The sequence below is a fragment of the Amycolatopsis sp. M39 genome (genome assembly GCF_001651785.1).
In the GTDB taxonomy this organism is placed as follows: domain Bacteria; phylum Actinomycetota; class Actinomycetes; order Mycobacteriales; family Pseudonocardiaceae; genus Amycolatopsis; species Amycolatopsis rubida.
In genome coordinates, this window is record NZ_LWSF01000005.1 from 22644 (window position 1) to 46417 (window position 23774).

Sequence of the window (23774 nt, forward strand, 5' to 3'; positions counted from 1 at the left end):
GCTTCAGTTTTGGCCTCGGTCTTTGTTTGTTTTCTTTTTAAGACCCGGAACCCCTCCAGTCAGTTCGGTTGACCATCTATCTTGTTCCTCTAGCGTTAACAGGAACTCGGCTACGTGCTGAATACCCGCCTGCTTCAGTTGATAAAAGTACTGTGTCATCGTAAACGCTTGGCCATCTTCGGTCACGATGACAACAGGCTCGCGGTATTTGAAATTTGGCACCTGTCCGCGATTGCGCAGATTAGAGCGGCCGGAGCGCGTCCTGAATAGCCGGGCTAGATCCTCGAAAACTAGAGTATGGGCCGCGTTGATTACACCGCTGTTCCATAGTTGCGTTAATGCAAATAAGATAAGCCGATCAACGGCAATATCGAGGCCGTCCGACGATGGAGGTATATTACCGACTTCGACCATTCTGGTCACGCCTCGCGGCAGGCGCCTGGCAATCTCTTCGCGAATATCGCTCAAAATATTTTCGCGAGAATCAACACTCAAGAATGTTAGAAGTAGGCGCAGGTCTGCCGCCTGTAATGTCAGCTGCACATCGATACTTACCGGATGATTTGCCAGCGTTTCTTCATCGCGACACCATGAACGGCTGCTAGCGATCAGAACACCTGCCAGTTCCGCGTATGCTTCTCCTTCAAGCTTGTCGTATGAGTTGCCAAAAGAGGCCAGTTCAGAACGCAGAGTTATGCGCCTGTCCTCTAAGTTGTTGGCTTCTCCTTTGAAGTTCAAGGTATGCCGGAGAATGTACGCCCAATCAGGGCGACCAATAGCACGCTCAACAGTGCACTGGAGTGCGAAGAACGCGGCGACGTGATGATCTTCCGCGCTGAGGTTGCGATGCGCGGCCTCGTCCAGCGTCACACGCAAGCGCTGAAGGTCTTTTGCTGATTCCTGAATACGCAGCATAGATATGCCTTTGCGAGACTTCAGCTTGGTGAGTTCGCCCAGCACAGCCCGGCTCGACGGTTGCGCCACTGGCGCCGACGAGGTGTGTTCGCTCTCCGCTGACATGCTGCCCGTTCGCCTCTCAGTACCAAGCCAACCCCTCCAACTACCCCACTTTGACCGGTCGGCTCCCGACAACTGGGGGACTAAGAGGGCCTGTCTCCTTCGCTCCGGTCTTGGACGCTACCTGGTGTACGCCGCGCTCACCGAGAGATACAGGCGTCAGACACACCAGGGAGAACGTGAATGACCAACATCGAACCGTGGCAGCAGCCCGCACCCCTGGCGCGGCTCGACCGCCAAGGCCGCGCCATCTTCAAGCAGGGGAACAACGCCATCAGCGCCGAGCAGGTCAAGGCCGTGCACAGCGCCAGCATCGTGCGCAACACCGTGGCACTGGGCGACGTGCTCATGTCCGGCCTCGACCAGCTCCGCCGTCACGAAGCACGGGCGGCCGCGGACGACCCGATGGTCGCCGAGGAGTACGGCCGTATCCGGCGGCTGGTGGCTGAGTTGGGTATGAGCGAGATCAGCCGCTACGGCCAAAGGCCGGGGCTGTGATCTGGCTTCCGGCGGGGCTCCTGCTGCTGATCTTCGCCGTGGTGGCACTGCTGGGCGCGGCTGGCGTCCGGCTGCCGTCATTCCGGCGCACGCCGGTTGCCCTGCACCTCCAGGCCGAAGCCGAAGCCATGCAGACAGCCGCCCGCATCCGGGAAACGGCTAATGCCGCTGAAGACCACATGGACGTGTTTCTTCGGGAACGCCGTTCCGATGGTCACAACCTCTAGGAAATTCTGAGCAGTGGTAAGCACAACGCTCTTTGTTGTCGCGGTCGTTGCTGCCTTTTTAATCGGCCGCGGCTACCAATGGATACGTGATGCGCGCACCTCAATGGGCGTGCACGAGAAAGGAAAGAGCAAGAGATGACCGAAGACGTAACCGGTGACATGCCGGTGAAACTCCGGCGGCTGTCCAAGCTACTGGAGACCACCGTGGAACGGCTGGAGGAAGTCGAAAGTCTCCAGGCCGTGACGGTCGGCGAACAGGACGAGATCAGCGAACGACTGGCCGCGCTGGCGGAACGACTGCGTATTGCCATGGAACGGCGCTGCGCCTGCATGACGCGTGAGACGCTGGCCGAGGACCCGTTCCGCAACTCCACCGAGCACGAGGAATACCGGCCGTCGTGAGCCAACAGTCGGGCGGCTCGTGGCGCGGCAAGGCGGGCAGCGCGGCGCTCATGGTGGTGGGCGTCGCCGTCGCCGGGCGGCTGGCGTGGGAACTGCTCCAGCCCGTCACTCCTATGGTCATTGGGCTCGTGGTGGTCGGCGCGCTGTGCACGTTTGTCCTCCGCAGGCGATAGCGCGACAGGTCGCCCGAACAGCCATGGGAGTAAGCAAACCGCTGTAGATAAAACAATAATTCCGTGTTGGCATTCGACCTCTAGCCACCGTGGTTTTATCGGTGTAGCCGAATTTACACACTCTCTTGAACTTTTGCATGCGTGCAAATATAAGAAGTCATGGCACAGCTTTGCACGCGTGCAATTTGTGAGCCACCCAAACCATAACGTGAAGGAGGTTTACTATGCGCAAAGCCCGTCGAATACGTGTCCGCGGTGCGCCCCGGAAAAATCCGGACGTCGAACTCGTGGCACAGGCAATCATTCAACTCGGCCGCGAAATCTGGGAACGCGAGAAGCGCGACCAGCAGGCGGACGAAACACCAGAGGACGGGCGGCAATGAATGCCGCGCTTGTCATCATCGGCGGCGGCCTGGTGCTGCTTTGGCTTATCCTCGCCGCCCGCTGGCTGGATAGTCGCGTATGGCGGAGAGGGCTTAAGGCCCTGCGCTTGCAACTGCCGGGCAACACCACAACGGCCGACGTTGCACAGTGGCTTGCCCGCGTACAAGTCATGACCGAAAGCCCACGCTGGTACTTGCTGTCGAATACGCCTATTGCCCTAGAGGTGACAGGCAATCAAGGTGCCGTTACGCATATCGTTCTCATGCCTACCCGGCTACAGCGGCCGGTACTGGCCAGCCTACGCGCGGCGTTACCGAACGTCCGAACCGAGGAAGTCCCGAACTACCTCAAAGACCGCCCACAACTTCATATGGCAGCTGAGGCGACCCTTACCGGCGAAACGCGACCGCTCGATGTAAGCCGCGCGCGCGAAACGTCGCAACACCTCCTTTCATCATTTCAGCCGCTCGCCAAAGGCGAACAGGTTGTCATGCAATGGATTTTCAGCGGCTCCACACGGACGGTACCCCGGCAAACGAAGCCGGATATGTCTATGCCGTGGTGGCTTGATACCGAAACGCTGACGACGGCAGACGACCTGCGCGAGCAACGCAACAAATTTAAGTCGCCGCTGCTCGCGGCGTCATTGCGTGTTGGCGTCCAGGCAGCGAGCAGAGGCCGTGCGCTCCAACTCTTCCACCGTGTCTGGACACCACTCGGTGGCATGGACGCTCCTGGTGTGCGATTGCTCAAGCGCTGGTATGTCTCCCGCACCAGTGCGATAAGCCGCCTTCGCGACATTCAGCCACCGCTGACCCGCTGGCCGTTGACCCTGAACGTGCAGGAAGCGAGCGGCCTTGTTGGCATGGCCGCCGAAGGTTTGCGCCTACCGGGCCTGCCTGCCGGGATTGCGCGCACTTTGCCGACGCCGCCGACAGTCGCCCGGCGCGGCTTAGTCATCGGGGAATCAAACTATGTCGGCGACCGTCGCCCCGTTGGATTGCTGCGCAGCGACCGACTACGCCATCTATGGGTGCTCGGCCCAACAGGCAGCGGTAAGAGCACGCTAATGCTCAACCTGATTAAGCAGGACATGGAAAACGGTGACGGCATCATCGTAATTGACGCCCGCGGTGACTTGGTGCACGACGTTATCGACAACGTGCCGGAGAACCGCCGAGACGATGTAATCGTTATCGACCCGGCGAACACCGATACGGTCGTTGGCTTCAATCCGCTGTCACTCGGATACGACGAACGAAGCCGGGAACTGTCCGCCGAGCATATCTTGTCCATCTTGCACTCTGTCTATCAATCGAGTTGGGGCGTGCGCACAGCAGATATCCTGCGAGCAAGTCTTCTGACGCTCGCCCACACTCATGCCGCCGACGGCTCCCGCCTGACTCTTATTGAGCTTCCCGAGTTGCTCACTAATGACCAGTTCCGCGGATTCATCACCAGGCAGCCGTTGCCGCCTGCACTGAGTTCCTTCTGGCGTTGGTACGGAAACTTGAGTAACACCGAACGCGCGAACATCATTTCTCCAGTACTCAACAAGCTGCGCAACTTCACGCTATCGACGCCGCTACGGCTGACGCTCGGACAGAGTGAAGGCATCGACATCGCCGACGCCTTCACTAAGAAAAGGATAATCCTGGTGTCGCTCAAGAAGGGTCTGCTTGGCGCTGAGACAACGGCACTCGTCGGCTCCCTTGTCATGGCCAGCGTTTGGCAGGCCACGCTTTCGCGAGCGGACACGCCACGCGAGAAGCGGCGGCCAACCTGGTTGTACGCTGATGAATTTCAGGAAATCATGCGACTGCCTTTAGATCTGGCTGATATGCTGGCTCAGGCGCGGGGCCTAGGGCTCGGCCTGATACTGGCACACCAATACCTTGGCCAGTTACCGCCCGACCTGAAAGGCGCTGTACTCGGCACCACCCGAAGTCAGATTGTCTTTCAGGTTGAACACGAGGACGCAAAAGCGCTTGCGCCCCGTTTTGCGCCGCTTCATGCCGATGACTTGCAGGGGCTCGGCGTCCACGAAATCGCGTTCCGCCCGTCTGTGTATGGCGCAACACTTGCGCCGATTACCGCTGTGACACTGCCGCCGCCGGAGAGCCTTGGCAGTACAGCCGACGTACTGAAACGAAGTCAGGAAACGTACGCCGTGTCTGCCGCGGACATCGACGCTGGCCAAGCCGCCCGCATTGCGGTGCCCACTACGAGAACCAACAAACGAGCAAAAGGAGGTACATCATGAAAGATCAAATGAGACGTCCCCTCGGCCGAATGGTCGCGTCGAGCGCCTGTACGCATCTCCCCTGGTCAACCCCTACAACCCGTCCCCTCGTGCCAACGACTTATGCCCTCCTCCGGAGGGCAATATGACCGGGGCGCGCGCCAGCTGGGCGAAGGTCACCGAGCTGGCCGAACGGCTGAGTGAACGAGACAAGGAGATCATTCGCCAGCTTGCCAGGGTTCGCCTGCTGACCGGCTGGCAGCTTGAACGCCTGATCTTCGCCCATAATGCAGAATCCCAACAATCCCACATTCGGCGACGCGTTATGAAACGGCTTGTTGAATTGGAATTGGTCGCCACACTTGAGCGCCGCGTCGGCGGAGTTCGTGCTGGTTCTGCCGGTCTTATCTACTGCCTCGGGCGATTGGGGCAGCGAATGGCTGATCTCCTCAATGGTAGCACTTTCCGCGCACGCACGCGGGCACCACGGACACCGAGTGAGATGTTTTTGCGGCACACGCTAGCGATCAGTGAATCTTTCGTATCACTCGTCGAGTTGTCGCGCCAAGGAATCGGTAGTGTGCACACCTTTGCGACTGAGCCGGACTGCTGGTGGCCCGACGGCAACGGCGGCATGTTGCGGCCGGATGCGCTAGCCATTGTTGAGGACGAGCAGTACGAAGCCGCTAACTGGCTGGAAATCGACCAAGGCAGTGAAGACCTCGGGCGTATTCGTAGCAAGATTGTCACCTATGAAGCGTTTGCGGCGAGCGGCGCAGAGGGCGTACATGGCGTTTTACCGCATGTCGTATTCGCGACGGCGACCGAAGAGCGAGCCGAGGATATCGCAGGCGAAATAGCTAAGCAGGGGGCGCTACGCATGGTCTATAAGGCAACCGCGCAAGCTGCCCTTGCCGCACTGCTATTCCAGGGCCTTCATGTGTAAAGTTCATTTGCACGCGTGCAAACGCTGTGGGATAATCGGGCTATCCAAATGGAGGGGACAATGGAAGTCGAGCTAAGTAATGTTATCGGGGCTCATATCAAGGTGAAACGCACCGCAGCCGGGTTGAATCTGCCGCAGTTGGCCGAACGTTCAGGTGTAGCCGTTTCAACCATCTCACGCATTGAATCCGGCGCTAAGTTGCCGACGCTCCCCACGCTGCTGAGCCTTGACCGGGTGTTGGACCTAGAGCTTGCACAACTGCTGGCCGATTTGGGTGCGCGCTCCAGGCGCAACCTACCCGAGTTTGAAGAGTACTTACGACAGAAATACGGCATGCCAGAAGAGGCAATCGCGGACATTGCGGCCTACTTTCATAAGGAAGCGACCGATAACTAAGCGCCCATCGAGGAGGGGAATATGGAACACGAAGCAGAACAAAAGGAAGCCTTAGATAAGTTAAAAACTCTGGTGAGCGAACTGATTGTTACCGTCCAGGAGAGACGAGATTTGCGAGCAGTTAGCCAAAAGCCTGAGGATCTTAGTGTCCCAGCGGATAGGTAGAGGGGAGACTATGCAGACAGAAAGCGATGACAAGAAAGGCGCCGTGAAGCGCTCGGTGTACTTACTGCGCGTCTCTGACAAGAAGCAGATGTACACTGCAATGGATATCGACCCAGAGGGTAACTCTATTCCAACGCAACGCGAGTGGTGCGATAAGAGGAACCGGGAACTGAAAGCCCTCAAGGTTGACGAATACATTGAGCCTGGCTACTCCGGTCAGGAGATGAACAAGCGCCCAATATTTAAGCAGCTCTTGAAGCGTATCGTCGAACAGCGCGACGTAGATTATGTCGTGATCTACATGCGATCGCGCATATTCCGTAACTATATTGAAGCGGCGATAGTCAAGCAGCAGTTGGGCCAGTTGGGCGTCAAGCTTGTTTCTGCGCGAGAGAACTTCGGCGAAGGTTACTTGGCTGAAGGCATGGAAGCCATGGTTGACGTCATGAACTGGATGGACGTCAAGCGTAACGGCGAAGACATTAAAGTGAAAATGCTCAACAAAGTTAAGAATGGTGGAACGAACGGGCGCGCCCGACTGGGATACATTAATACTGCCGCGATGATCGATGGCCATAAGGTCAACACGATTGCCGTCGATGAAGAGCGGGCGAAGTACGTCAAAATTGCCTTCAAGCTGTTCGCTACAGGTAAGTACAATGTCGATGATTTGCGGGATAAGCTGACCGACCTTGGCTTGCGCATGCCGCGAACCAATGAGCCGATATCTAGGCAGACGCTTTATGCGCGGCTGCGCGACCGTTACTACCTCGGCTACGTGATTCACAAAGGCATGGAGTACCCTGGACGGCACCCGAAGCTTGTTACGGAAGAGCTTTTCGACAAGGTGCAGCGTGTACTTGAATCGCACTCCGGGTCTGGTGTCCGCCACCGGAAGCATCACCACTATCTAAAGGGCACAATCTGGTGTGACCGCTGCAAGCAGCGTTTCATGGTGCAGCGCGCGAAGGGGCGAACTGGCGGCGTTTACTTCTATTTCTTCTGTGGCGGACGTGAGGACAAGGTGTGCGAGCAGCCGTACATCCCGGTGAACGCCATGGAGGCAGCCGTTGAAGCTCATTACGGCCGTGTCCTGCGCCTAAGCAGTGCGTTTCGCTCTGCCGTACGGGACGCGGTAGATGCGGCGGTGGCGACGAGTTCAAGCCTGTCCGATGACATGCGGGCTGAGTTTGAGCGACGACTAACCAAGCTGGATAAGAAGGAAGACTACTTCCTGGAGCTCGCAGCTGACGAAGACTGGCCAAAGGACAAGCTGCGGGCAAAGGTGCAAGCTCTCCGCTCCGAGTTGCAGAAGATCCGACAGCAGCTCGACCAGGCGGAAGCGCAACTTGAGGCAGGCCGCGAGGTCTTCTACACAGCGTTGAGCCTCCTAGAGCGTCCGCAGGACGTCTACCTGGCTGGCAGCGAGGAAGTACGAACGGTGCTCAACCGGGCGTTCTTTACCCGCCTGTGCGTCGACGTCGAAGAGGACGTGCCTACGGTCACGAGCCACGAGCTAACTGAGCCGTTCGGTGTCCTGTGGGCGACATACGCGCACTATGAGGCCGCGCAGGCGGCCGAGCTGGGGGAGACGCTTGAGCGCGGCTCTGAGAAGCAAACAGGCGTCGCACTCGGTGAGCACGGCGCCTGTGACCTGCGTGTGTCCCTGTCAGAAGCAGTAGACCGAGCTTTGCTGGCTGATGGTTCTAGTACGTCTGACATGGTGGGGCCGGAGAGACTCGAACTCTCACTGGCACGGACCTAAACCGTGTGCCTCTGCCAATTGGGCTACGGCCCCCAGGAACCAGGTGTGATCGTAGCGCGCACCACGTTCGGGTTCGCTCGGCGTGGCCAGTCGCCGTCGCGCGGGGGTTGTCCTCTACCGTGGACCGCCTACAGTCCGACTGCGGCGAGGAGGGCACGTGGCTCGCGATCCCGAGACCATCGAGCGTGAGATCGAGCAGGCGAGGACCGCTTTGGCGGCGACCCTCGACCAGCTGGGCACGAAAGCCAATCCGCAGAAACTCGCTGAGCAGGCGAAGGACGGCGTGCGCGCGAAGCTCGACAACCCGAAGGTCAAGTACCCGCTGATCGGGGCCGGCGTGCTGGTGGCCGTGCTGCTGGTGCGGAAACTGTTCCGCTGACGGGCGGGCCTCGGTTACGCGGGGTGCTGATGCACTAGCGCGCGGCGGGGTTTGCCGGAGACTGGCTGTTCCGACCTGGATGGCGGATGGACAGCGGTGATCGCTACGCCGGGTGAACTTCGTGAGAAGTGCCACTGAACCAGGGGTCACCTGTTTGGCGGTCGCTCACCTGGGTCGGTTGGCGGCAGGACGTTCGCCGAATTGGGCTACCCCTTGGGGGTGACGGGGCGGTTTTGCCCCGTTGCGCTGGACGTCGCCCACTGTTTGCGGGTGTGAACAGGCGAGCCTGCTCGGTGGACGGGCACCGCCCTCAAGACGCGGGCCAACGTGGAGACGCGCGCAGGCGAATCAGCCCGCGAAAACGCGCGCTGAAGAACCGGCCGCGGGATCAGGCGCGTGCGACCGGAGGCGTGGCCGACGCGCCCGCTGTCACGCCGGGGCGGCTCGCCTCGTCCGGCTTGCGGTCTTCGACCTCTTTCGGGAGCTGCTTGCTCGGCGGCAGCGCCGGCTTGGCGGCCTTGTCCTTCTCGGCGGCCGCCGGTGGAGGCGGTGCGGGAGCCTCGGCCTTGTCGGCGGCCGCCGGGGCAGCCGGTGCGGGAGCCTCAGCCGTGTCGGAGCCGGAAGGCACCGCAGCGTCCTTGGCCGCCTTGGCACCGCCCGACGGCGGGATTTCCAGCGGCTCGATCTCCGGCAGCGTCAGGCGGGCGGCCATGTACGCGCTGGTGAACTCCAGTGCGTTGCCGTTCAGCAGGTGCACGACCGTGGGACGCTCGTTCGGGGCGAGCTGCTCCACGAGCTGGTCGGCCCGGTCGCGGGCGGCGATGATGCCGGGCGCCTTGCCGGTCAGCTCCTTGCCGCGGCCGCTGACGGTGATCGTCCAGTCGTCGTTGTCGTGCTTGTACGTCGCCGTGATCGTTTCCACCACTGCCTCACCCCTCTCGTCATCAGCATGCGTCACAGGTCGAGACCCGGCCACCGCAAACTCATGACGCGATTCCTGCTTGCCGGCCGCTGGCGCGACACTCAGTGTGTCTTTCTACCGTGTCATCGATACCGCAAGAAAACTCTGTGTCACAAGTAACGGGACGAGATGTGCGCTGAGTGACGACCGAATGGCCTAATGCACGGTCATCTTCACGTGCACATCAGATCGCTCGCTGTGACAACCCGGCCCACAGCAGATCCATGGCGTACTCGGTGGCCTTCTCCGGGGTCACCTCCGGGAAGCGCTCGCACCAGATGGCCAGCCGCTCGCAGGCTCCGACGACGAACTCGGCCGAGGCTTCGGCGCGCAGGGTGTCCTCGCTGTCGAAGTAACCGCTCATCAACGCGGTGATCAGGTCGGTCTGCTGCCGGCGGGTCTCTTCGATCTCGTCCGCGGCGGGCGTGCCGATCAGGGCCATCTCGTGCCGCAGCAGCGACCAGGCCTGGCGGCGCTCGCGGATGAAGACGAAGAACGCCAGCAGTCCGCGCCGCAGCGCCTCCTGTGCCGAATCCGCGCCGATGATCGACTGCTCGGTGGCCTCTTGCAGGGCTGATCGCGACTGCCGGATGCACGCCAGCAGCAGGCCCTCTTTCGAGTTGAAGTACTCGTACAGCATCGGCTTGGACACACCGACCAGCTCGGCGATCTCGTCCATCGACGCCATCGCGTAGCCGCGCTCGCCGAAGACCTGCTCGGCGACCTCGATCATCTGCCGTTCCCGCTCGGCTCGGGGCATGCGCTTGCGCTTGGCGGTGGTCATGGCGCACACTCTACCGCCAGTAACCTACTCCGAGTAAGCTGGACTTCGGGTAACAGTTAACGGGAGGACGCATGGGCAACCGCACCGAGACCGGCGTGATCGTGGTCGGCACCGGGTTCTCCGGGCTCGGCATGGCGATTCAGCTGCGCAAGNTGCGCAAGGACGGCCGAGACGACTTCGTGGTGCTTGAGAAGGCCCAGGATGTCGGCGGAACCTGGCGGGACAACAGCTACCCCGGTTGCGCGTGCGACATCCCGTCGCACATGTACTCCTTCTCCTTCGAGCAGAACCCCGGCTGGTCGCGCGCGTATTCGCCGCAGCCGGAGATCTACGAGTACATGCGCGGGGTCGCGGACAAGTACGACCTGCGCCGCTTCATCCGCTTCGGCCAGGAGATGACCGGCGCGCGCTGGGACGCCGAGGAGAACCGCTGGCACGTCAGCACCCGCGGCGGCGACGAGTTCGTGGCGCCGGCGCTGGTCGCGGGCGTCGGCGCGCTGCACCGGCCGATGATCCCCGACCTGCCCGGCATCGAGCGGTTCAAGGGCCGCGCGTTCCATTCCGCCGAGTGGGAGCACGGCTTCGACTTCTCCGGCAAACGCGTCGCCGTCGTCGGCACCGGGGCCAGTGCGGTCCAGTTCGTGCCGAAGATAGCGCCGGAGGTCGCCGAGCTGACGCTGTTCCAGCGCACGCCGCCGTGGGTGATGCCGAAGGCCGACCGCGACATGCCGGGCTGGCTGCGCGGGCTGTTCCGCGCGGTGCCGCCGGTGCAGCGGCTGTACCGGAATGTCCTTTACTGGACCCTGGAAGCGCGCGCGATCGGCTTCAACGGCCAGCCGTGGATCATGAAGATCGGGCAGCGGCTCGCGAAGAGCAACATCGACCGCGCGGTGTCGGATCCGGAGCTGCGCGCGAAGCTGACCCCGGACTACACCATGGGCTGCAAACGCGTGCTCATCTCGAACGACTACTACCCGGCGCTGGCCCGCGACAACGTCGACGTGGTCACCGACGGCGTCGCCGAGGTGCGCGAGCACAGCATCGTCGACCAGGCGGGCGTCGAGCACGAGGTGGACGCGATCGTCTACGGCACCGGATTCCATGTCACCGACGCGTTCGACAGCCTGGAGATTGTCGGCCGGGACGGGCGGAACCTCGCGAAGGAGTGGGCGAGCGAAGGGATGCGGACGCATCTCGGGATCACGGTCAACGGCTTCCCGAACCTGTTCTTCCTTCTCGGGCCGAACACCGGGCTTGGCCACAACTCGGTGGTCTTCATGATCGAGGCGCAGATTTCCTATATCGCGCAGGCGTTGCGGCTGGCCGGCGACCGGGCGCTGGACCCGCGCGAGGACGTGCAGGAGCGGTTCAACGCGCAGGTGCAGCACAAACTCGAGAAGGGCATCTGGACCAAGGGCGGCTGCAAGAGCTGGTATCTCGACGCGAAGGGCGTGAACCGGACGCTGTGGCCGGGCTTCACCTGGCGGTACTGGCTCGACACCCGGACGGTCCGGCGGGAGGACTACGAACTGCTCGGCTGAGGGGGCACGAAGGGGACGTTCGCGGCGGGGGATGGAGCCGCGAAGGTCCCCCTCGTGGTCTCTGTGGTAGTCCACAGTGGACTGCGGAGTACGAGGGGAAGCTTTCGCGGCAGGGGAGGAGTCGCGAAAGTTCCCCTCGTAGTACGTGGGCCCCAGCGGGCAGCGTTCAGCAGGGAGCGGATGCTCCACAGTGGACTCTGGCCGGACGCGGGCAGCATTGTCGGCGAGCGGAAAAGGAAAGCTGAGGAGTACGAGGGGGACGTTCGCGGCAGGGGAGGAGTCGCGAAGGCCCTCTCGTGGTCTGTGGTCAGGCGGGAGCGAGCTTGCGCAGGTGCGAAACCAGCTCGGCCGTCGGAAGGCCGCACAGTTCGGCCATCCGCTCCAGCGCGGCGAAATCGAACGACACCTCGTCGGTCGAGGCGCTCGCCGAAGCGGGCTGGCCCGAGGCCGCGGGAGCGGAAGGGCTTGGCGCGGCGGGAGATCCGGATACGGGAACGGAGGGCCGGGCGGCGGTGCCCGCGCGGGCAGGCAACGCGACTCCGTTCTGCCGCAACCGTCCTTCGGCCCAACGTCGCAACGGAGTCAGCTCCGGACCGGCCTCCGCGACGACCCGGCGCAGGTCCACGCGGACCCGGCCCGGTTCCTCGGTGAAGACCCGGCTGTGCACCTTCGCCAGCAAATCCTGCGGAAGCTCGTCCATCGCCACGCACAGTTCGACCAGGCGCACCACGGAACACTGCCGCGTGCCCAGTTCGTATGTCGCCAGCGTCTGCAGCGAGATTTCGCTCTGCAGATGCGCGTTCAGCTCCTTGCGCGTCCATCCCCGGCCACGCCTGAGCTTGCGCAGCTCGTCTCCCAGCACTCGCTGGTAGTGCTCAGCGTCGATCACGGCCCCTGCCCCTCAACCAACTTCACGGACGCGGGCTTGCGTCCCGATGGTGAAAGTGCCGAAGCAGCCGCTCATTACGCGGGTTTCGGGAGAAATTTCTACTTGCCCCGAATGGAGCAACGCGTCAGTTGACGCAGGGCACGCCGTCGGCGGTGATCGGCTGGTCGTCGCTTCCCGGACCGGTGGGCGTCGACGGAGGTGCGGCCTGCTGCTGCGCCGGAGGCGCTTGCGCCGCACCGGTTCCGCTCGACGCGCCGGCGGAGGGCTCGTAGTCCGAACCGAGGAACACCTTCACGTGGCCCTTGGGCACACTCTTGTCTTCCTGCACCGTCGCCTTGGTGCCCAGCGTGTCGGCGACCGTTTGCCCGGCCGCTTCGCCGCCGGTGGGGACCCAGATCACAGTCGTCTTGCGCGAGGACGCGTTGTCCGTGTCGCCCGCGGTGAATCCCTTGTCCACCAGCTGCTTGGACACGCTCGCCGCGAGACCGGTGCGGCCCGAGGCATTGCGCACGTCGACCGTCGTGTCCTTATGCGACTCGTCCGGCTTCTGCGGTTGCTGCTGCGCCGGGGCGCCGTCGGCTCCGGCCTGCGGACCGGCGAGGCCCTGTACGAACGTCTTCACCTTCTCCGGGTCGACCTTCACCGCGACGCCGTCGTCCGGCGTGCGGTACTCGACGTTGTCGACCGGGATGGTGCGGAACTCCAATTGCCCGCCGGTGAGGCCCTTCATCTGCTGGGCGAAGTTGAAGATGTCCCAGTTCTGGTTCAGCACCACGGACTTCTTGATGGCGTCGACCAGTGCGTTGAGCTTGCCTGGGTCGGTCAGCGTCCCCGCGGACAGCACCTTGCGCGCCATGCCCGCCATGAACACCTGCTGGCGCACCACGCGGTCGAGGTCGCCGCGCGGCAGTCCGTGCCGCTGCCGGACGAACTCCAGCGCCTCCACCCCGGAGATGGTGTGCTGGCCCTTGGTGAACTTCGCGCCGGAGTATTCGTCGTCGACGTTGTTCTTCAGGCAGACGTCCACGCCGCCGATGGCCTTCGTGATGTCGCTGAAGCCGAGCAGGTTGATCGCCGCGTAGTTGTCGATGGTGGACCCGGTCAGCTCCTGGATCGTCGAGATCAGCAGCCGCGCCCCGGCCTGGTTGGCCTTGACGTCGAGTTCCTTCGGATCGGTGACGCCTTGGGCCTGCAGGTCCTTGCGCGCCTGCAGCATCGCCCTGGCGTACGCCGAGTTGATCTTGTGCTTGCCGTAGCCGGGGATGTTCACGTACGAGTCGCGCGGCAGCGAGAGCGCGACGGCTTTGCTGCCGTCGTTCGGGATGTGGACCAGGATCAGCGTGTCGGTGTTCAGCTCGCCGTCCGATTCGCCCGCGCGCAGCTGGGCGAGCAGTTCCGGGGAGAGCGGGTTGCCCTGCATGTCGGTGCGGCTGTCGAGGCCGACCAGGAGGATGTCGCGGGCGCCGTCGGCGGGCTTGTCACCGCCGCCGCCGTTGCCGATGACGTCGGAGTAGTTCAGCCCGTTGACCAGCCCCTGCAGCGACGCCCACGCGTACCCGGTGAGTCCCATGACCAGCAACGACACCACGGTGAGGGCGATTTTCACCCCGCGCAGCCCGTTGCGGCGGGAACCCCGGTACGGACGGCGCGGGGGCGGTCCGGGACGCCGGGACGGGCCGGAGTCCCGCGGTTCGCGTCGCGGTGGCCCGGACCGCCGTACCGGTCCCCGACCGGGCTGGTCCTGCCACGAGCGGGCGGGGCGGCGATCGCCTTGCCCGTTCCGAGGCGGGTAGTCCACGGGCCGGCTCCTTCTCGTCGTTCTGGTCGTCCGCTTCTGGAGACGCATGGTGCCGGGCGGGGGTTGCGACGGATTCGCACCTCCCCCGGGCGGTGTGGTGTGCACCACCTATGTTCCGGTATCCGAAGCATTTTCGCCCGGTCGGCGGTACGCGTGTCGCGGGTCAGGGTGCCGCGGGAGCCGTCCGTCTCGTCGGCACCAGGCACGAACCCGCTCCGACCAGCGCGAACACCGCGGTCAGGAGGTGCAGGACGACGACCGTCGAGCCGTGCGTTTCGCCGCCGGCGGCCGCCACGAGCGACGGCGCACAGGTCAGTGCGGCGGCGAACCACGTCGCGGGGGAGGTCGCCGCCCCGCCGGTCCGGACGGCGTGCAGCAGCAGGACGCCGAGGAGAAGGTGCACGAGGCTCTGGACCGGGTCCAGCCGCAAGCCGAGTACATCGGCGTCGGCGGCCTCGGCTCCGAAGCGGGCCAGTGCGAGACCGAACACGCCGAGCATCGCGTAGCCGATGCCCAGCGCGGCGGCCGCGCGAGTGAGCAGCACCGGACGGCGGCCGGTCGGCGTGTACGAACGCGGTGCGACGGGTGCCTCGGTACCGGGTTTGCCGGAGTGGCGTTCGAACCACCAGAAGACCAGGGCCGCGGGGACGAGAAGCAGAGCCACTGCGGCGAGCATGCGTGGCTGCAGGAGCCAATTCAGGCCGTTCGCGATCGGGCCGGGCAGGTAGACGACGGCGACGAGCAGCAGCATCGCGGCAAGGAACGCCAGGTACAGGCTCATCGGGGCACGCAGCATCAGCGCGGCGGTGCGGGAGACGCGGTCGCGCGCGGCCCAGCGACGCAGTGGTGTCGCGAGGAGCCCGACGAGGCCGAGCTGCGACACACCCAGCAGCAGCACGGTCCACGGTCGCGCGGACAACGCGGCAGGCGCGCCCGGGTTGCCGAGCAGTACCGGCGAAGCGTCGAAGGCGAACACTGCGACCGCGAGAGCCGCGACGCCGCTTATGGCCGCGACGGCGAGCACTGGGCGGCGAAGCCGGACACCATCCGCGTACGCGAACGCCACCTGCTGCGCGAGGAGCGCTAAGGCGAGCGTGGCGGCGTAACGCGGCCAGGACACGTCCGTCCAGCTAGCGGCGAGTTCTCCGGCCACGACGACAGCCGTCAGCAACGCGACCGACCACAGCCGCGTACGGCGGTAGAGCGCGAGCAGCATCGGCGCGCCTACGACGGTCAGCAGGTAGACGCCCAGTAGCCACAGCGGGTGCAGCGCGATCCGCATGACGGTGGCGTTGGTTCCGGCCGGGATGCCGAGCAGTTCCAGGGCCAGCGGCACGATCAAGGCGACCACGGCGAAGATCAACGCCGGGCGCAGCAGCGGACTGGACCGTTCGGCGAGGTAATGCCGGTAGCCGCGGTCGCGTTCGGCCCGCCAGCCCGCCGCGTTGGCGAGCCCGCCCGCGAAGAAGAGCAGCGGCGTGAGCTGCGCGAGCCAGGTCAGCGGCCACCAGGTGGCCTGCGGCGCGCCCGCCCAGCCGGCCAGCGCGGTCGCCGACTCGCCGACCATCAGCCCCACGGCCCCGGCGATGCCGAGCACCGCCCACGGCCGGGGGATGCCGCGGGGCGGGCGCGGCCGCGGGGTCGTGCGGCGGGCGGTGTGCCAGCCGCGCAGGCGCATCACGAGCAGGCAGCCGATCACCAGCACGCCGGCGACCATCGGGCCGATCGGGTCGCCGACCGGCGGGCCCCAGCGCTGATGCCACGAGTTGACCACCAGCCCGCCGGTGAACACCGACGCGACCAGCTGGCAGGTGCGCTCGGAGTTCATCGGGTTCAGCTCGCAGGTGCGGTGCATGTCCTGCTCAAGCCGGTCGTCGAGCGCGGCGCGGGCGGACTGGCCGAGCGGGTGGCCCTTGTCGTTGGCGTAGCGGAGCAGGTCGTAGCCGAGGTCATGCGCCTTGCACGGGACGGAGAAGTCCCACTTCGTGTTGTCGTCGCCCCACGGGGCCGAGCAGCCGCCGTCGAGGTGCGCCGCGCGGACGGTGCCGTCGCGGGCGGGCAGCGCGCCGGGCCGCACGCCGGTGACCGCGGTGAAGTCCTTGGGCAGGAGAGCCAGGGCTGTGGCCTCCCCGCCGGGGTGGGCGAGCGCGGCGACCGCGTTCTGCGCCGCGAGCACGCCGCCGGTCGGCGGTCCCTGGTCGGGCGGGGACGCGGGTCGCGAGGCGATCAGGCCGAACCCGAACACCACGAGCAGGACGAGCAGCAGCCAGCCGGACGTCGCCCAAGGTCGGCGAACACGAACGGCGGCCGGGGCACGGTCGTCGGTGGCTGGCATGCGCACCAGGGTGCCAGCCCGGCGCGCGCCGCGGGAGGCGGCTGTCCCCCTCACCCGAGTGGGGGCAGCCCCCGGGCCGGGCCGAGGCGGCGTTGGTCGCGCTGGGCGCATCGGGAGCTACCTGGGGTGCTCCACCCTGTCTCGGTTGCCGCTCTCGGCGGAGGTGCGGTGCGCCGCTGGCCCTGCTCAACGCGCCCAATGTGGTGGTGGGGGTTTCTCCGCGGCGGGCGAAGCCCTGGCGGTCCGGCGGGCGCTTGGGGGATGTCCGTGAGGAAATCAGATTCCCTCAGGTTCCCCTCACGGACCTCTGCTGGAGCAGGGCGCCCAAGCGGCCCGGCGGGGTGCTCCGCGTCGCCGTGGCACGGGGGCGTGGGCCGGGAGGGTTCGGTCCGGGATGGACGGAACGCGGTCGAGCCTGGCCGAGCCGTCGTCGAGGACGGGGGAGCCGCGGCGGATTTCCGGTCTCGGCCATCCGGGTCAGGCAATCCCGGGCGATCCGATCCGGCCCGAAAAACCGGCCGGCGCGGTGAGCGGTCCCGCCGACAATTAACCCGGCGGTTCAATCCGGCGGAGGAACGGGGCGCGGGCCGTCGCGGACAGTTGCTGAATCGGTTTCGCGATTAATCGCAAACGGTGCCGGTGAGCGGAATTGTGGATCACTCGGACGGCAGATTCGCATCCGCGAAGCGCACCTGGTTCCGGCCGCCTTCCTTCGCGGTGTAGACGGCCGCGTCGGCGGCTTGCAGCAACTGTTCCAGTGTCGTTCCGTTCACCCCGAGCAATGCGACGCCGATCGACGCGGTGCGGCCGCTGATCAATGCGGAACCGCCGCGTTTGTCGGTCGTCACGATGCGCTGATCGGCGATTGCGGTACGGATGCGTTCCGCGGTCACCTTCGCCGCCGTGGTGTCCGCATCGGGCAGCAGGATGAGGAACTCCTCGCCGCCGAAGCGGCCGATGATGTCCTTGGGGCGCGTTATCTCGTCGAGAGTTTGCGCGACCGTGCGGAGCACGTCGTCGCCCGCCGGATGGCCGTACGTGTCGTTGATCCACTTGAAGTGATCGAGGTCGATCATCAGCAGCGCCAGGGTTTCCCCGCCGCGCGCGGCCCTCGCCAGCGCGCGCTCCGCGGACTCCGACCACCCGCGCACGTTGAAGATCCCGGTTTTCGGATCGGTGCGCGCTTCGGACTGCAGTTGGTTGATTTCCGCCAGCCGGTTGCCCAGCACCGTGATGAGCACGAGGATCACGATCGCGGGCGGGATGTTCACGAGCAGGATCGTCGCGATGGTGCCGAGGCTGATCGTCGACAGCTCCAGCAGGTTGTCGTCCTTGGTGCCCAATACGTTGCGCAGCGTGGGCGCGGACGTGCCGCCGAGGGCGAGCAGGCCGCCGATCACGATGGCCTGCAAAGCCGCGTAGCTGAAGCCGACGAGCATCAGGATCCCGAAGACCTGCAACGAGTTCGCGGGCGAAAGCCGGGCCAGTTCGGCGGACGCGAAGGTCTGGTACAGCAGATGCGCCAGCAATGCCGACACCGCATGCGTGAACGAGGTGAACACGAACTTGTGCGGCGGTCGCCGGGAGTTGAACCACCGCTGGATCCGCAGGAGCGCGATCAGCAGCAGGGTCAGCGGGATCGGCAGCAGCAGCGCGGCCGGGAACACCCAGATGCCGGTCAGGTCGATGTGGACCGCGGTGACCCGGTTGCGCCGCCGTTCCTCCTGCCGCCGGGTGAGCTGGATGTGCACGGTCGCGCAGCCGGCGAGGATCGCGAACCGGCCCCAGTCCACGAAGTCCGGGCTCGGCGACGCGACCACTCCGACGGTCAGCAGCGCCACCGCGATCGCGTCCCAGGCGAGCAGGAACGCGACCATCCGGCGCGGTTTCGTCCAGAGATCCCAGGAGGAAACGGGATTCGCGGCGATCAGCGCGCGCAGCCGTCCCGCGAAGCCCGTCGCGGCGGGCGGTTCCTCCCCGGGGCCGCGGCGGTCACCGCGCGCCGGTTCGGTTCCGGGCATCGGGCCGTGCCTCCTCCGGTGTCGGATGCGGTTGCCGGACGGTTCCCGGTTCTGCGCCGTTATCAGTTGCCGGTATCATCTCACTCACCGACTTCGAACGCTGTATTCGGTCGTAGTCTCCGAACCCGGAGATGCCTTCCGCGACAACTGCTGTATCCATGAAGTAAATTGCGGAGGAGCGTCCCCGCCGTCCCCCCGAGTGAGGTGTTTTCCCGTGCGCGACCGCGAAGCGTGAATCGAGCTGTTGTCATTTTCCGGTGAATTGTCAGCGAGTGGAGGTGGACAGCTGTGCGTGACCGTGAAGCGTGAGTTCCGTGACCGATCCACGACGGATTCGTGACCATGCGAACGGAGGTGTGTTCCGTGCGTGACCGTGAAGCGTGAATCGACTTCCCGTCCGGCGTATCCGGACCCATTCGGCCGGTGCCTCGGCCCCGGCCGCGGTTTCGTCCCGTAGCCCACGATCAGGCCCCGGCCGCGACCGCGTGCCGCACCCGGGTCCACGAGAACGCGGTGGGGATCGCCAGAGCCACGCCGGCCAGCCCGGCCAGCGCGATGGCGGTCATGGCGGACCCGGTCGCCTGTGCGACCACCCCGCCGAGAGCCACCCCGATGCCCTGCGCCACGCGCAGCCCCGTGCGATAGAGCCCGCCGGCGCCGCCGCGCAGTTCGTTCGGCACCCAGGTGGAGAACGTCGCGGTCACGGTGATGATGTAGGCGCCCATCGCACCGGCGAGCGCGAGCAGTACCAGCGCGATCACCAGATTCGGCTGCAGCAGGAACAGCGCTAGCAGAGCCAGCGACGTCGTCGCCAGCACGCCGAGCAGCCGCTGCCGGACCTCGGCGGACGCGAATTTCGACAGCAGATAGGCCCCGGCGACGAAGCCGAGCGGGTCGGCGGCGAGCAGCCAGCCGACCGCCGCGGACGGCGCGTTCAGCTGCTGGGCCAGCGGCGCGGCCAGCCCTTCGGGCACCACGGCCAGCCCCACGAGCCACGACAACGCGATCAGCACGCGCAGTTTGCGCTGCCCGAAGACCCAGCGTGTCGCGGAGAACCAGGTGCTGTGGTCGCCTCCGGCGGCGGGCCGGTCGCGCACCCACACCCGCACGATCACCGCGGCCACCGCGAAACTCACCGCGTCGATCGCCAGCGCCCACGACGTGCCCACCGCCGTCACCAGCACGCCGCCGCCGGCCAGGCCGAGCAGCTGCACCGTGTTGGTGGTGATCCCGCGCAGGTCTTGGCTGCGCAGGTACAACTGGTCGTCGGTGAAGACCTCTCGGGTGATCGCGTTCTGCGCCGCGTTCGCCGGCGACGCGGCCAGCTGCACCGCGACGAGCAGCAAACACAGCGCGACCAGCGGCATCCCGGGCAGGCTCATCAGCCCGACCAGCACCGCCTGCGCCGCGGCGCTCGCGCTCAGCACGGCGCGGCGCGGGTAGCGGTCGGCGAGGAAGGACAGCCCGAGCCCGCCGGCGAGCGCGGGCAGGAAGGTCAGCGCGTAGACGACGGCAGCCCAGAGCGCGGAACCGGTGCGGTGGTAGACGAGGATGGACAACGCCACCTTCGCCAGCTGGTCGCCCGCGCTTGAGATGGCCTCGGCCGCCCAGAGCACGCGGTATTCGACATTTCGCAGCGGTGCCGTCAGCCGAGAGGTCGCTTCGGTCGTCACGAGATGACCACTGCCCCCTCCCCGATCGAGTGAATGCCGGTTGCTCGCATTCTGCCTTTGCCGATGACACTCCTGGCCAGGAGTGTCACTGCTCCGGCCAGGGCGTGCACCCTCAGTATGCCGCCGATCACACCAGGGTGAACAGCCGGGAAGAATCCGGTGGCCGGAAGGCGGAGCTGTTCCGACTGACCTGCCGCGGGGTATCCGTGGCACTGATCAGCTTTCCTCGTTCGGCGCAGCGCGACCACCGTTCGTCGCCATCGACCGGTGCGACTGGGCCGAACGGTCCAACACTGGGAGAGACCCGGCGGAGCGGCCGTCCTCGCGCCGGGCGCACCAGCGGGGAGTGAGCGTGGACAGACTGTTGCAGGACAAGGCCGTGGTCGTGACCGGGGCCGGACGCGGGCTCGGGGAGGCGTTCGCCGTGCACGTCGCCAGGGCGGGCGGCGCGGTGGTGGTCAACGACGTGGACGCCGACCTGGCCGAGCGCACTGCAGAGACCATCCGCGGCCACGGCGGGCGCGCGGTCGCGAACGGGTACAGCGTGGCCGACCCGGCGCAGGCGCAGGCGATCGTCGACCAGTGCGTCGCCGAGTTCGGCCGGATCGACGGGCTGGTCAACAACGCGGGGCTCAACTACGAGGCGCTGCCCTGGGAGGACGACGCGGAGCAGGCCCGCCAGCTGGTCGAGGTGAACGTGCTCGGCGTGATGTACACCGGGCTGGCCGCGATCCGGGCGATGGTCGGCGCGGGCGGCGGCGGGTCGATCGTGAACATCTCCTCCGGCGCGTCGCTCGGGCAGCGCAAGCTCGGGGTGTACTCGGCGAGCAAGGGCGCGGTCGCGTCGCTGACCTATTCGTGGGCACTGGACCTCGACGACTCCGGGATCCGGGTGAACGCGGTGTGCCCGGTGGCGCACACCCGGATGGTCTGGAAATCCGAACGCGCGCTGCGGGCCTGCCCGCCGGAGCGCACGCCGGCGAAGATCGCGCCCCTCGTGCTTTTCCTGCTCGGCGAGGGATCGCACGGCATCACCGGGCAGATGATCCGGTGCAACGGGCCGCAGCTGCACGTGATGGGACAGCCGTATTTGAAGCAGCCGATCCTGGAACGGCCGGACTGGGACACCGAGACCGTGCAGCAGGCGTTCGACGAGGTGTTTTCCGCTCACCTGGAGAACTACGGACTGGAGAAGCGCGTGCCGCCGCGGCTGCGCAAGTGGTCCCGGCAGGCCTCGTGAACCTTACGAGGAATAGAGCGCGGCGATGTCGGTGCCGTAGCGGTCGTTGATCACCCGGCGCTTGAGCTTGAGCGTCGGGGTCAGCTCGCCCGTCTCCGGCGTCCACGCGGTGGTGATGACGTGGTAGCGCTTGATCTGCTCGGCCCGCGCGAGCCTGCTGTTGGCGGATTCGACGGCCCGCGCGATCTCCGCCTGGACCGCCTCGTGCGCGGCGAGCGCGTCGATCCCGGCCGCTTCGACGCCGTTGGCCGCTGCCCAGCCGGGCGCGATCTCGTCGTCGAGCACGATCAGCGCGGTCAGGTACGGCCGCGCGTCGCCGATCGCGACCGCCTGGCCGATCAGCGGATGTTCCTTCAGCAAGCCCTCGATCCGGGTCGGCGCGATGTTCTTGCCGCTTGAGGTGATGATCAGTTCCTTCTTGCGGTCGGTGATCGTGACGTAGCCGTCGTCGTCGATCGTGCCGATGTCGCCGGTGGCGAACCAGCCGTCGGCGTCGGTGGCCGGTTCGATCGTGCCGTCCGGCTGAAGGTAGCCGAGGAACACGATCGGACCGCGGACGAGCAGTTCGCCGTCCTCGCCGGTCTTCACCTCGACGCCGTCGATCGGACGGCCGACGGTGCCCGCACGGAACGCGTCGGCGCTGTTCGCGGTCGCCGCGCCGGTGGTCTCGGACAGGCCCCAGACCTCGCGGATCTCGACGCCCAGCCCGGCGAGGAAGTACAGCACTTCCAGCGGCAACGCGGCCGCGCCGCTGGACGCGATGTGCAACTGGTCGAGTCCGAGCAGCCCGCGCACCGGGGCGAGCACGGTCTCGTCGGTCTTCGCGATGCGCTCGGCGAGGTCAGCGGGCAGTTCCTCGCCCGCGCTGCGCAGTTTGTAGCCCTCTTGCAGGAGTTCGTTCGCCGAAATGAGCGCCTCGCGCCGGTCCTCGGGCACGCCGGCGAGCATGTTCTTCAAGCCCGCCACCATCTTCTCCCACACCCGCGGCACGCCGAAGAAGCTCTGCGGATGCACTTGGCCGAGCGCCGCGACCACACCGGAGGGATCGCCGACCGTGTGCACGTGGCCCGCCGCGACGATCGGCAGGTAGATCGACAGCTCGCGTTCGGCGATGTGCGCCAGCGGCAGGTACGCGATGTTCGTGGGGTGCATCGGGGCCTTGTGCAGCGTGTGCACGGCGATGCCCTCGTGGATCGCGTTGCGGTGGGAGAGCACGACGCCCTNGGTGGTGCCGGAGGTGTAGATCATCGCGAGCGGGTCGTCCGGGCGGATCGCCTGCCACGCTTGGTCGAACGCTTCGGGGTCGGCGGCGAGCGCGGCGCGGCCGGTTTCGCGCACCGCGGAGTACGCGACGAACCGGTCGTCGCCGTCCGGGATCGCGGATTCGTCCATGACCACCACGCGGCGCAGCGCGGGCAGGTCGTCGAGCACCGGCAGCCAGCGGGACAGCTCGTCGGCGCCGGCGAGGACGACGACCGGGGCGGCGCTGTGCCGGGCGACGTAGCGGATCTGCTCCGGGCTGAGCGTCGCGTACGCCGTGCACGGGATGGCCGCCAGGTGCACCGCGGCGAGGTCGGCGACCAGGTGGTCCGGCGAACTCGGGGCCATGATCAGCATCCGGTCGCCCGCGGCGAGGCCGAGCCCGGCGAGCCCTCGGGACACCTCGGCGACCGCGGTCCGGAACTCGCTCCAGGTGAGCGTCGGACGGCCTTCGAGATCGAGCGAGGTGAGCGCGGGCCGGTCCCCGTACTCGACGGCATTGCGCCGCAGCAGCGACGGAATGGTGCGGCCCTCGGCTTGTTCGGCGATCGACTGGGTCAACGCTGACCTCCTCCGGTGGTGCCTGGTCAGGTCACTGTAGGTCGTCGGCGCGGCGGCCGATAGAGAATCCCGGCCAGCCTCGGCGCTCGATAGACAGGGCCTGCTCCTGTTATGAAT

21 protein-coding genes and 1 tRNA gene are annotated in these 23774 nt (G+C 65.8%); 12 read left to right on the forward strand and 10 right to left on the reverse strand.

Annotated features, from left to right (window positions below; genetic code table 11):
* Positions 1 to 3 precede the first annotated feature (3 nt).
* Positions 4 to 960, reverse strand: a complete 957-nt coding sequence (locus tag A4R44_RS47900) for a hypothetical protein (RefSeq protein WP_157904872.1) — start codon at positions 958 to 960, stop codon at positions 4 to 6.
* 240 nt (positions 961 to 1200) lie between these two features.
* Here A4R44_RS47900 and A4R44_RS14700 point away from each other — a divergent pair, with 240 nt between their 5' ends.
* The 9 genes from A4R44_RS14700 to A4R44_RS52335 all read left to right on the forward strand — a co-directional run bounded on the left by A4R44_RS14700 (position 1201) and on the right by A4R44_RS52335 (position 8215).
* Entirely contained in the window at positions 1201 to 1515 is a 315-nt protein-coding gene (locus A4R44_RS14700) for a hypothetical protein (protein WP_067580305.1), read from the forward strand.
* Entirely contained in the window at positions 1512 to 1742 is a 231-nt protein-coding gene (locus A4R44_RS14705) for a hypothetical protein (protein ID WP_067580307.1), read from the forward strand. The genes A4R44_RS14700 and A4R44_RS14705 overlap by 4 nt, the downstream gene beginning before the upstream one ends.
* Positions 1743 to 1877: 135 nt before the next feature.
* Positions 1878 to 2144 (forward strand): hypothetical protein, encoded by a 267-nt coding sequence (locus A4R44_RS14710; RefSeq protein WP_067580309.1) that lies wholly within the window; start codon positions 1878 to 1880, stop codon positions 2142 to 2144.
* A complete protein-coding gene (locus A4R44_RS47905; protein ID WP_157904873.1) occupies positions 2141 to 2317 on the forward strand; it encodes a hypothetical protein in 177 nt (58 codons plus the stop codon). Before A4R44_RS14710 ends, A4R44_RS47905 begins: the two co-directional genes overlap by 4 nt.
* 224 nt (positions 2318 to 2541) lie before the next feature.
* A complete protein-coding gene (locus A4R44_RS47910) occupies positions 2542 to 2700 on the forward strand; it encodes a hypothetical protein (RefSeq protein ID WP_157904874.1) in 159 nt (52 codons plus the stop codon).
* Positions 2697 to 4964: a type IV secretory system conjugative DNA transfer family protein gene (locus A4R44_RS45600; protein ID WP_095213346.1), complete on the forward strand. Its 2268-nt coding sequence runs from the start codon at positions 2697 to 2699 to the stop codon at positions 4962 to 4964. Before A4R44_RS47910 ends, A4R44_RS45600 begins: the two co-directional genes overlap by 4 nt.
* Positions 4965 to 5088: 124 nt before the next feature.
* Complete coding sequence (locus A4R44_RS45605; protein ID WP_095213347.1) at positions 5089 to 5889, forward strand: replication-relaxation family protein; 801 nt, start codon at positions 5089 to 5091, stop codon at positions 5887 to 5889.
* Between the two features lie 60 nt (positions 5890 to 5949).
* Positions 5950 to 6285 carry a helix-turn-helix domain-containing protein gene (locus A4R44_RS45610; protein WP_157904875.1) on the forward strand — a complete coding sequence of 112 codons (336 nt, stop codon included), beginning with the start codon at positions 5950 to 5952 and terminating at the stop codon, positions 6283 to 6285.
* A gap of 265 nt (positions 6286 to 6550) precedes the next feature.
* Positions 6551 to 8215: a recombinase family protein gene (locus tag A4R44_RS52335; RefSeq protein ID WP_369805900.1), complete on the forward strand. Its 1665-nt coding sequence runs from the start codon at positions 6551 to 6553 to the stop codon at positions 8213 to 8215.
* Here A4R44_RS52335 and A4R44_RS14720 read toward each other — a convergent pair.
* Positions 8172 to 8248, reverse strand: a tRNA-Leu gene (locus A4R44_RS14720). The genes A4R44_RS52335 and A4R44_RS14720 overlap by 44 nt on opposite strands.
* Before the next feature lie 124 nt (positions 8249 to 8372).
* On the opposite strand from A4R44_RS14720, the gene A4R44_RS14725 reads away from it, so the two are divergent.
* Positions 8373 to 8594, forward strand: coding sequence for a DUF3618 domain-containing protein (locus A4R44_RS14725; RefSeq protein ID WP_037358573.1), 222 nt, complete (start codon positions 8373 to 8375; stop codon positions 8592 to 8594).
* A 388-nt stretch (positions 8595 to 8982) separates the two neighbouring features.
* Here A4R44_RS14725 and A4R44_RS14730 read toward each other — a convergent pair whose 3' ends face one another.
* Complete coding sequence (locus A4R44_RS14730) at positions 8983 to 9519, reverse strand: hypothetical protein (RefSeq protein WP_067580313.1); 537 nt, start codon at positions 9517 to 9519, stop codon at positions 8983 to 8985.
* Positions 9520 to 9739: 220 nt separating this feature from the next.
* Positions 9740 to 10339 carry a TetR/AcrR family transcriptional regulator gene (locus tag A4R44_RS14735; RefSeq protein WP_067580315.1) on the reverse strand — a complete coding sequence of 200 codons (600 nt, stop codon included), beginning with the start codon at positions 10337 to 10339 and terminating at the stop codon, positions 9740 to 9742.
* Between the two features lie 71 nt (positions 10340 to 10410).
* Between A4R44_RS14735 and A4R44_RS14740 the strand changes: the two genes are divergently transcribed.
* Entirely contained in the window at positions 10411 to 11880 is a 1470-nt protein-coding gene (locus A4R44_RS14740; protein WP_067580317.1) for an NAD(P)/FAD-dependent oxidoreductase, read from the forward strand.
* A gap of 307 nt (positions 11881 to 12187) precedes the next feature.
* On the opposite strand, the gene A4R44_RS14745 is transcribed toward A4R44_RS14740, so the two are convergent.
* The 5 genes from A4R44_RS14745 to A4R44_RS14765 all read right to left on the reverse strand — a co-directional run bounded on the left by A4R44_RS14745 (position 12188) and on the right by A4R44_RS14765 (position 20596).
* The gene (locus A4R44_RS14745) at positions 12188 to 12769 is read right to left on the reverse strand and encodes a helix-turn-helix domain-containing protein (protein ID WP_067580319.1); all 582 of its coding nucleotides are present in this window, start codon (positions 12767 to 12769) and stop codon (positions 12188 to 12190) included.
* 124 nt (positions 12770 to 12893) lie between these two features.
* Positions 12894 to 14339, reverse strand: a complete 1446-nt coding sequence (locus A4R44_RS14750) for an LCP family protein (protein ID WP_198545311.1) — start codon at positions 14337 to 14339, stop codon at positions 12894 to 12896.
* A 391-nt stretch (positions 14340 to 14730) separates the two neighbouring features.
* Positions 14731 to 16902 carry a phospholipase A2 gene (locus A4R44_RS14755; protein ID WP_067580323.1) on the reverse strand — a complete coding sequence of 724 codons (2172 nt, stop codon included), beginning with the start codon at positions 16900 to 16902 and terminating at the stop codon, positions 14731 to 14733.
* Positions 16903 to 17558: 656 nt separating this feature from the next.
* Positions 17559 to 18923 carry a GGDEF domain-containing protein gene (locus tag A4R44_RS14760; RefSeq protein ID WP_093573014.1) on the reverse strand — a complete coding sequence of 455 codons (1365 nt, stop codon included), beginning with the start codon at positions 18921 to 18923 and terminating at the stop codon, positions 17559 to 17561.
* Positions 18924 to 19387: 464 nt separating this feature from the next.
* A complete protein-coding gene (locus tag A4R44_RS14765; RefSeq protein ID WP_095213349.1) occupies positions 19388 to 20596 on the reverse strand; it encodes an MFS transporter in 1209 nt (402 codons plus the stop codon).
* Between the two features lie 352 nt (positions 20597 to 20948).
* Here A4R44_RS14765 and A4R44_RS14770 point away from each other — a divergent pair, with 352 nt between their 5' ends.
* On the forward strand, positions 20949 to 21836 hold the full coding sequence (locus tag A4R44_RS14770; protein ID WP_067581206.1) for an SDR family NAD(P)-dependent oxidoreductase: 888 nt from the start codon (positions 20949 to 20951) through the stop codon (positions 21834 to 21836).
* A 3-nt stretch (positions 21837 to 21839) separates the two neighbouring features.
* On the opposite strand, the gene A4R44_RS14775 is transcribed toward A4R44_RS14770, so the two are convergent.
* The gene (locus A4R44_RS14775) at positions 21840 to 23657 is read right to left on the reverse strand and encodes a long-chain fatty acid--CoA ligase (RefSeq protein WP_067580325.1); all 1818 of its coding nucleotides are present in this window, start codon (positions 23655 to 23657) and stop codon (positions 21840 to 21842) included.
* Positions 23658 to 23774 lie beyond the last annotated feature (117 nt).

What these genes read in the sequence shown, in the direction of transcription:
- A4R44_RS52335 (WP_369805900.1), top strand. Translation starts at nt 6,551, where the DNA reads ATGGATATCGACCCAGAGGGTAACTCTATTCCAACGCAACGCGAGTGG.
- A4R44_RS14700 (WP_067580305.1), top strand. Translation starts at nt 1,201, where the DNA reads ATGACCAACATCGAACCGTGGCAGCAGCCCGCACCCCTGGCGCGGCTC.
- A4R44_RS14750 (WP_198545311.1), bottom strand. Translation starts at nt 14,339, where the DNA reads ATGGGACTCACCGGGTACGCGTGGGCGTCGCTGCAGGGGCTGGTCAAC.
- A4R44_RS14755 (WP_067580323.1), bottom strand. Translation starts at nt 16,902, where the DNA reads ATGCCAGCCACCGACGACCGTGCCCCGGCCGCCGTTCGTGTTCGCCGA.
- A4R44_RS47910 (WP_157904874.1), top strand. Translation starts at nt 2,542, where the DNA reads ATGCGCAAAGCCCGTCGAATACGTGTCCGCGGTGCGCCCCGGAAAAAT.
- A4R44_RS45600 (WP_095213346.1), top strand. Translation starts at nt 2,697, where the DNA reads ATGAATGCCGCGCTTGTCATCATCGGCGGCGGCCTGGTGCTGCTTTGG.
- A4R44_RS14760 (WP_093573014.1), bottom strand. Translation starts at nt 18,923, where the DNA reads ATGCCCGGAACCGAACCGGCGCGCGGTGACCGCCGCGGCCCCGGGGAG.
- A4R44_RS14735 (WP_067580315.1), bottom strand. Translation starts at nt 10,339, where the DNA reads ATGACCACCGCCAAGCGCAAGCGCATGCCCCGAGCCGAGCGGGAACGG.
- A4R44_RS45610 (WP_157904875.1), top strand. Translation starts at nt 5,950, where the DNA reads ATGGAAGTCGAGCTAAGTAATGTTATCGGGGCTCATATCAAGGTGAAA.
- A4R44_RS14710 (WP_067580309.1), top strand. Translation starts at nt 1,878, where the DNA reads ATGACCGAAGACGTAACCGGTGACATGCCGGTGAAACTCCGGCGGCTG.
- A4R44_RS45605 (WP_095213347.1), top strand. Translation starts at nt 5,089, where the DNA reads ATGACCGGGGCGCGCGCCAGCTGGGCGAAGGTCACCGAGCTGGCCGAA.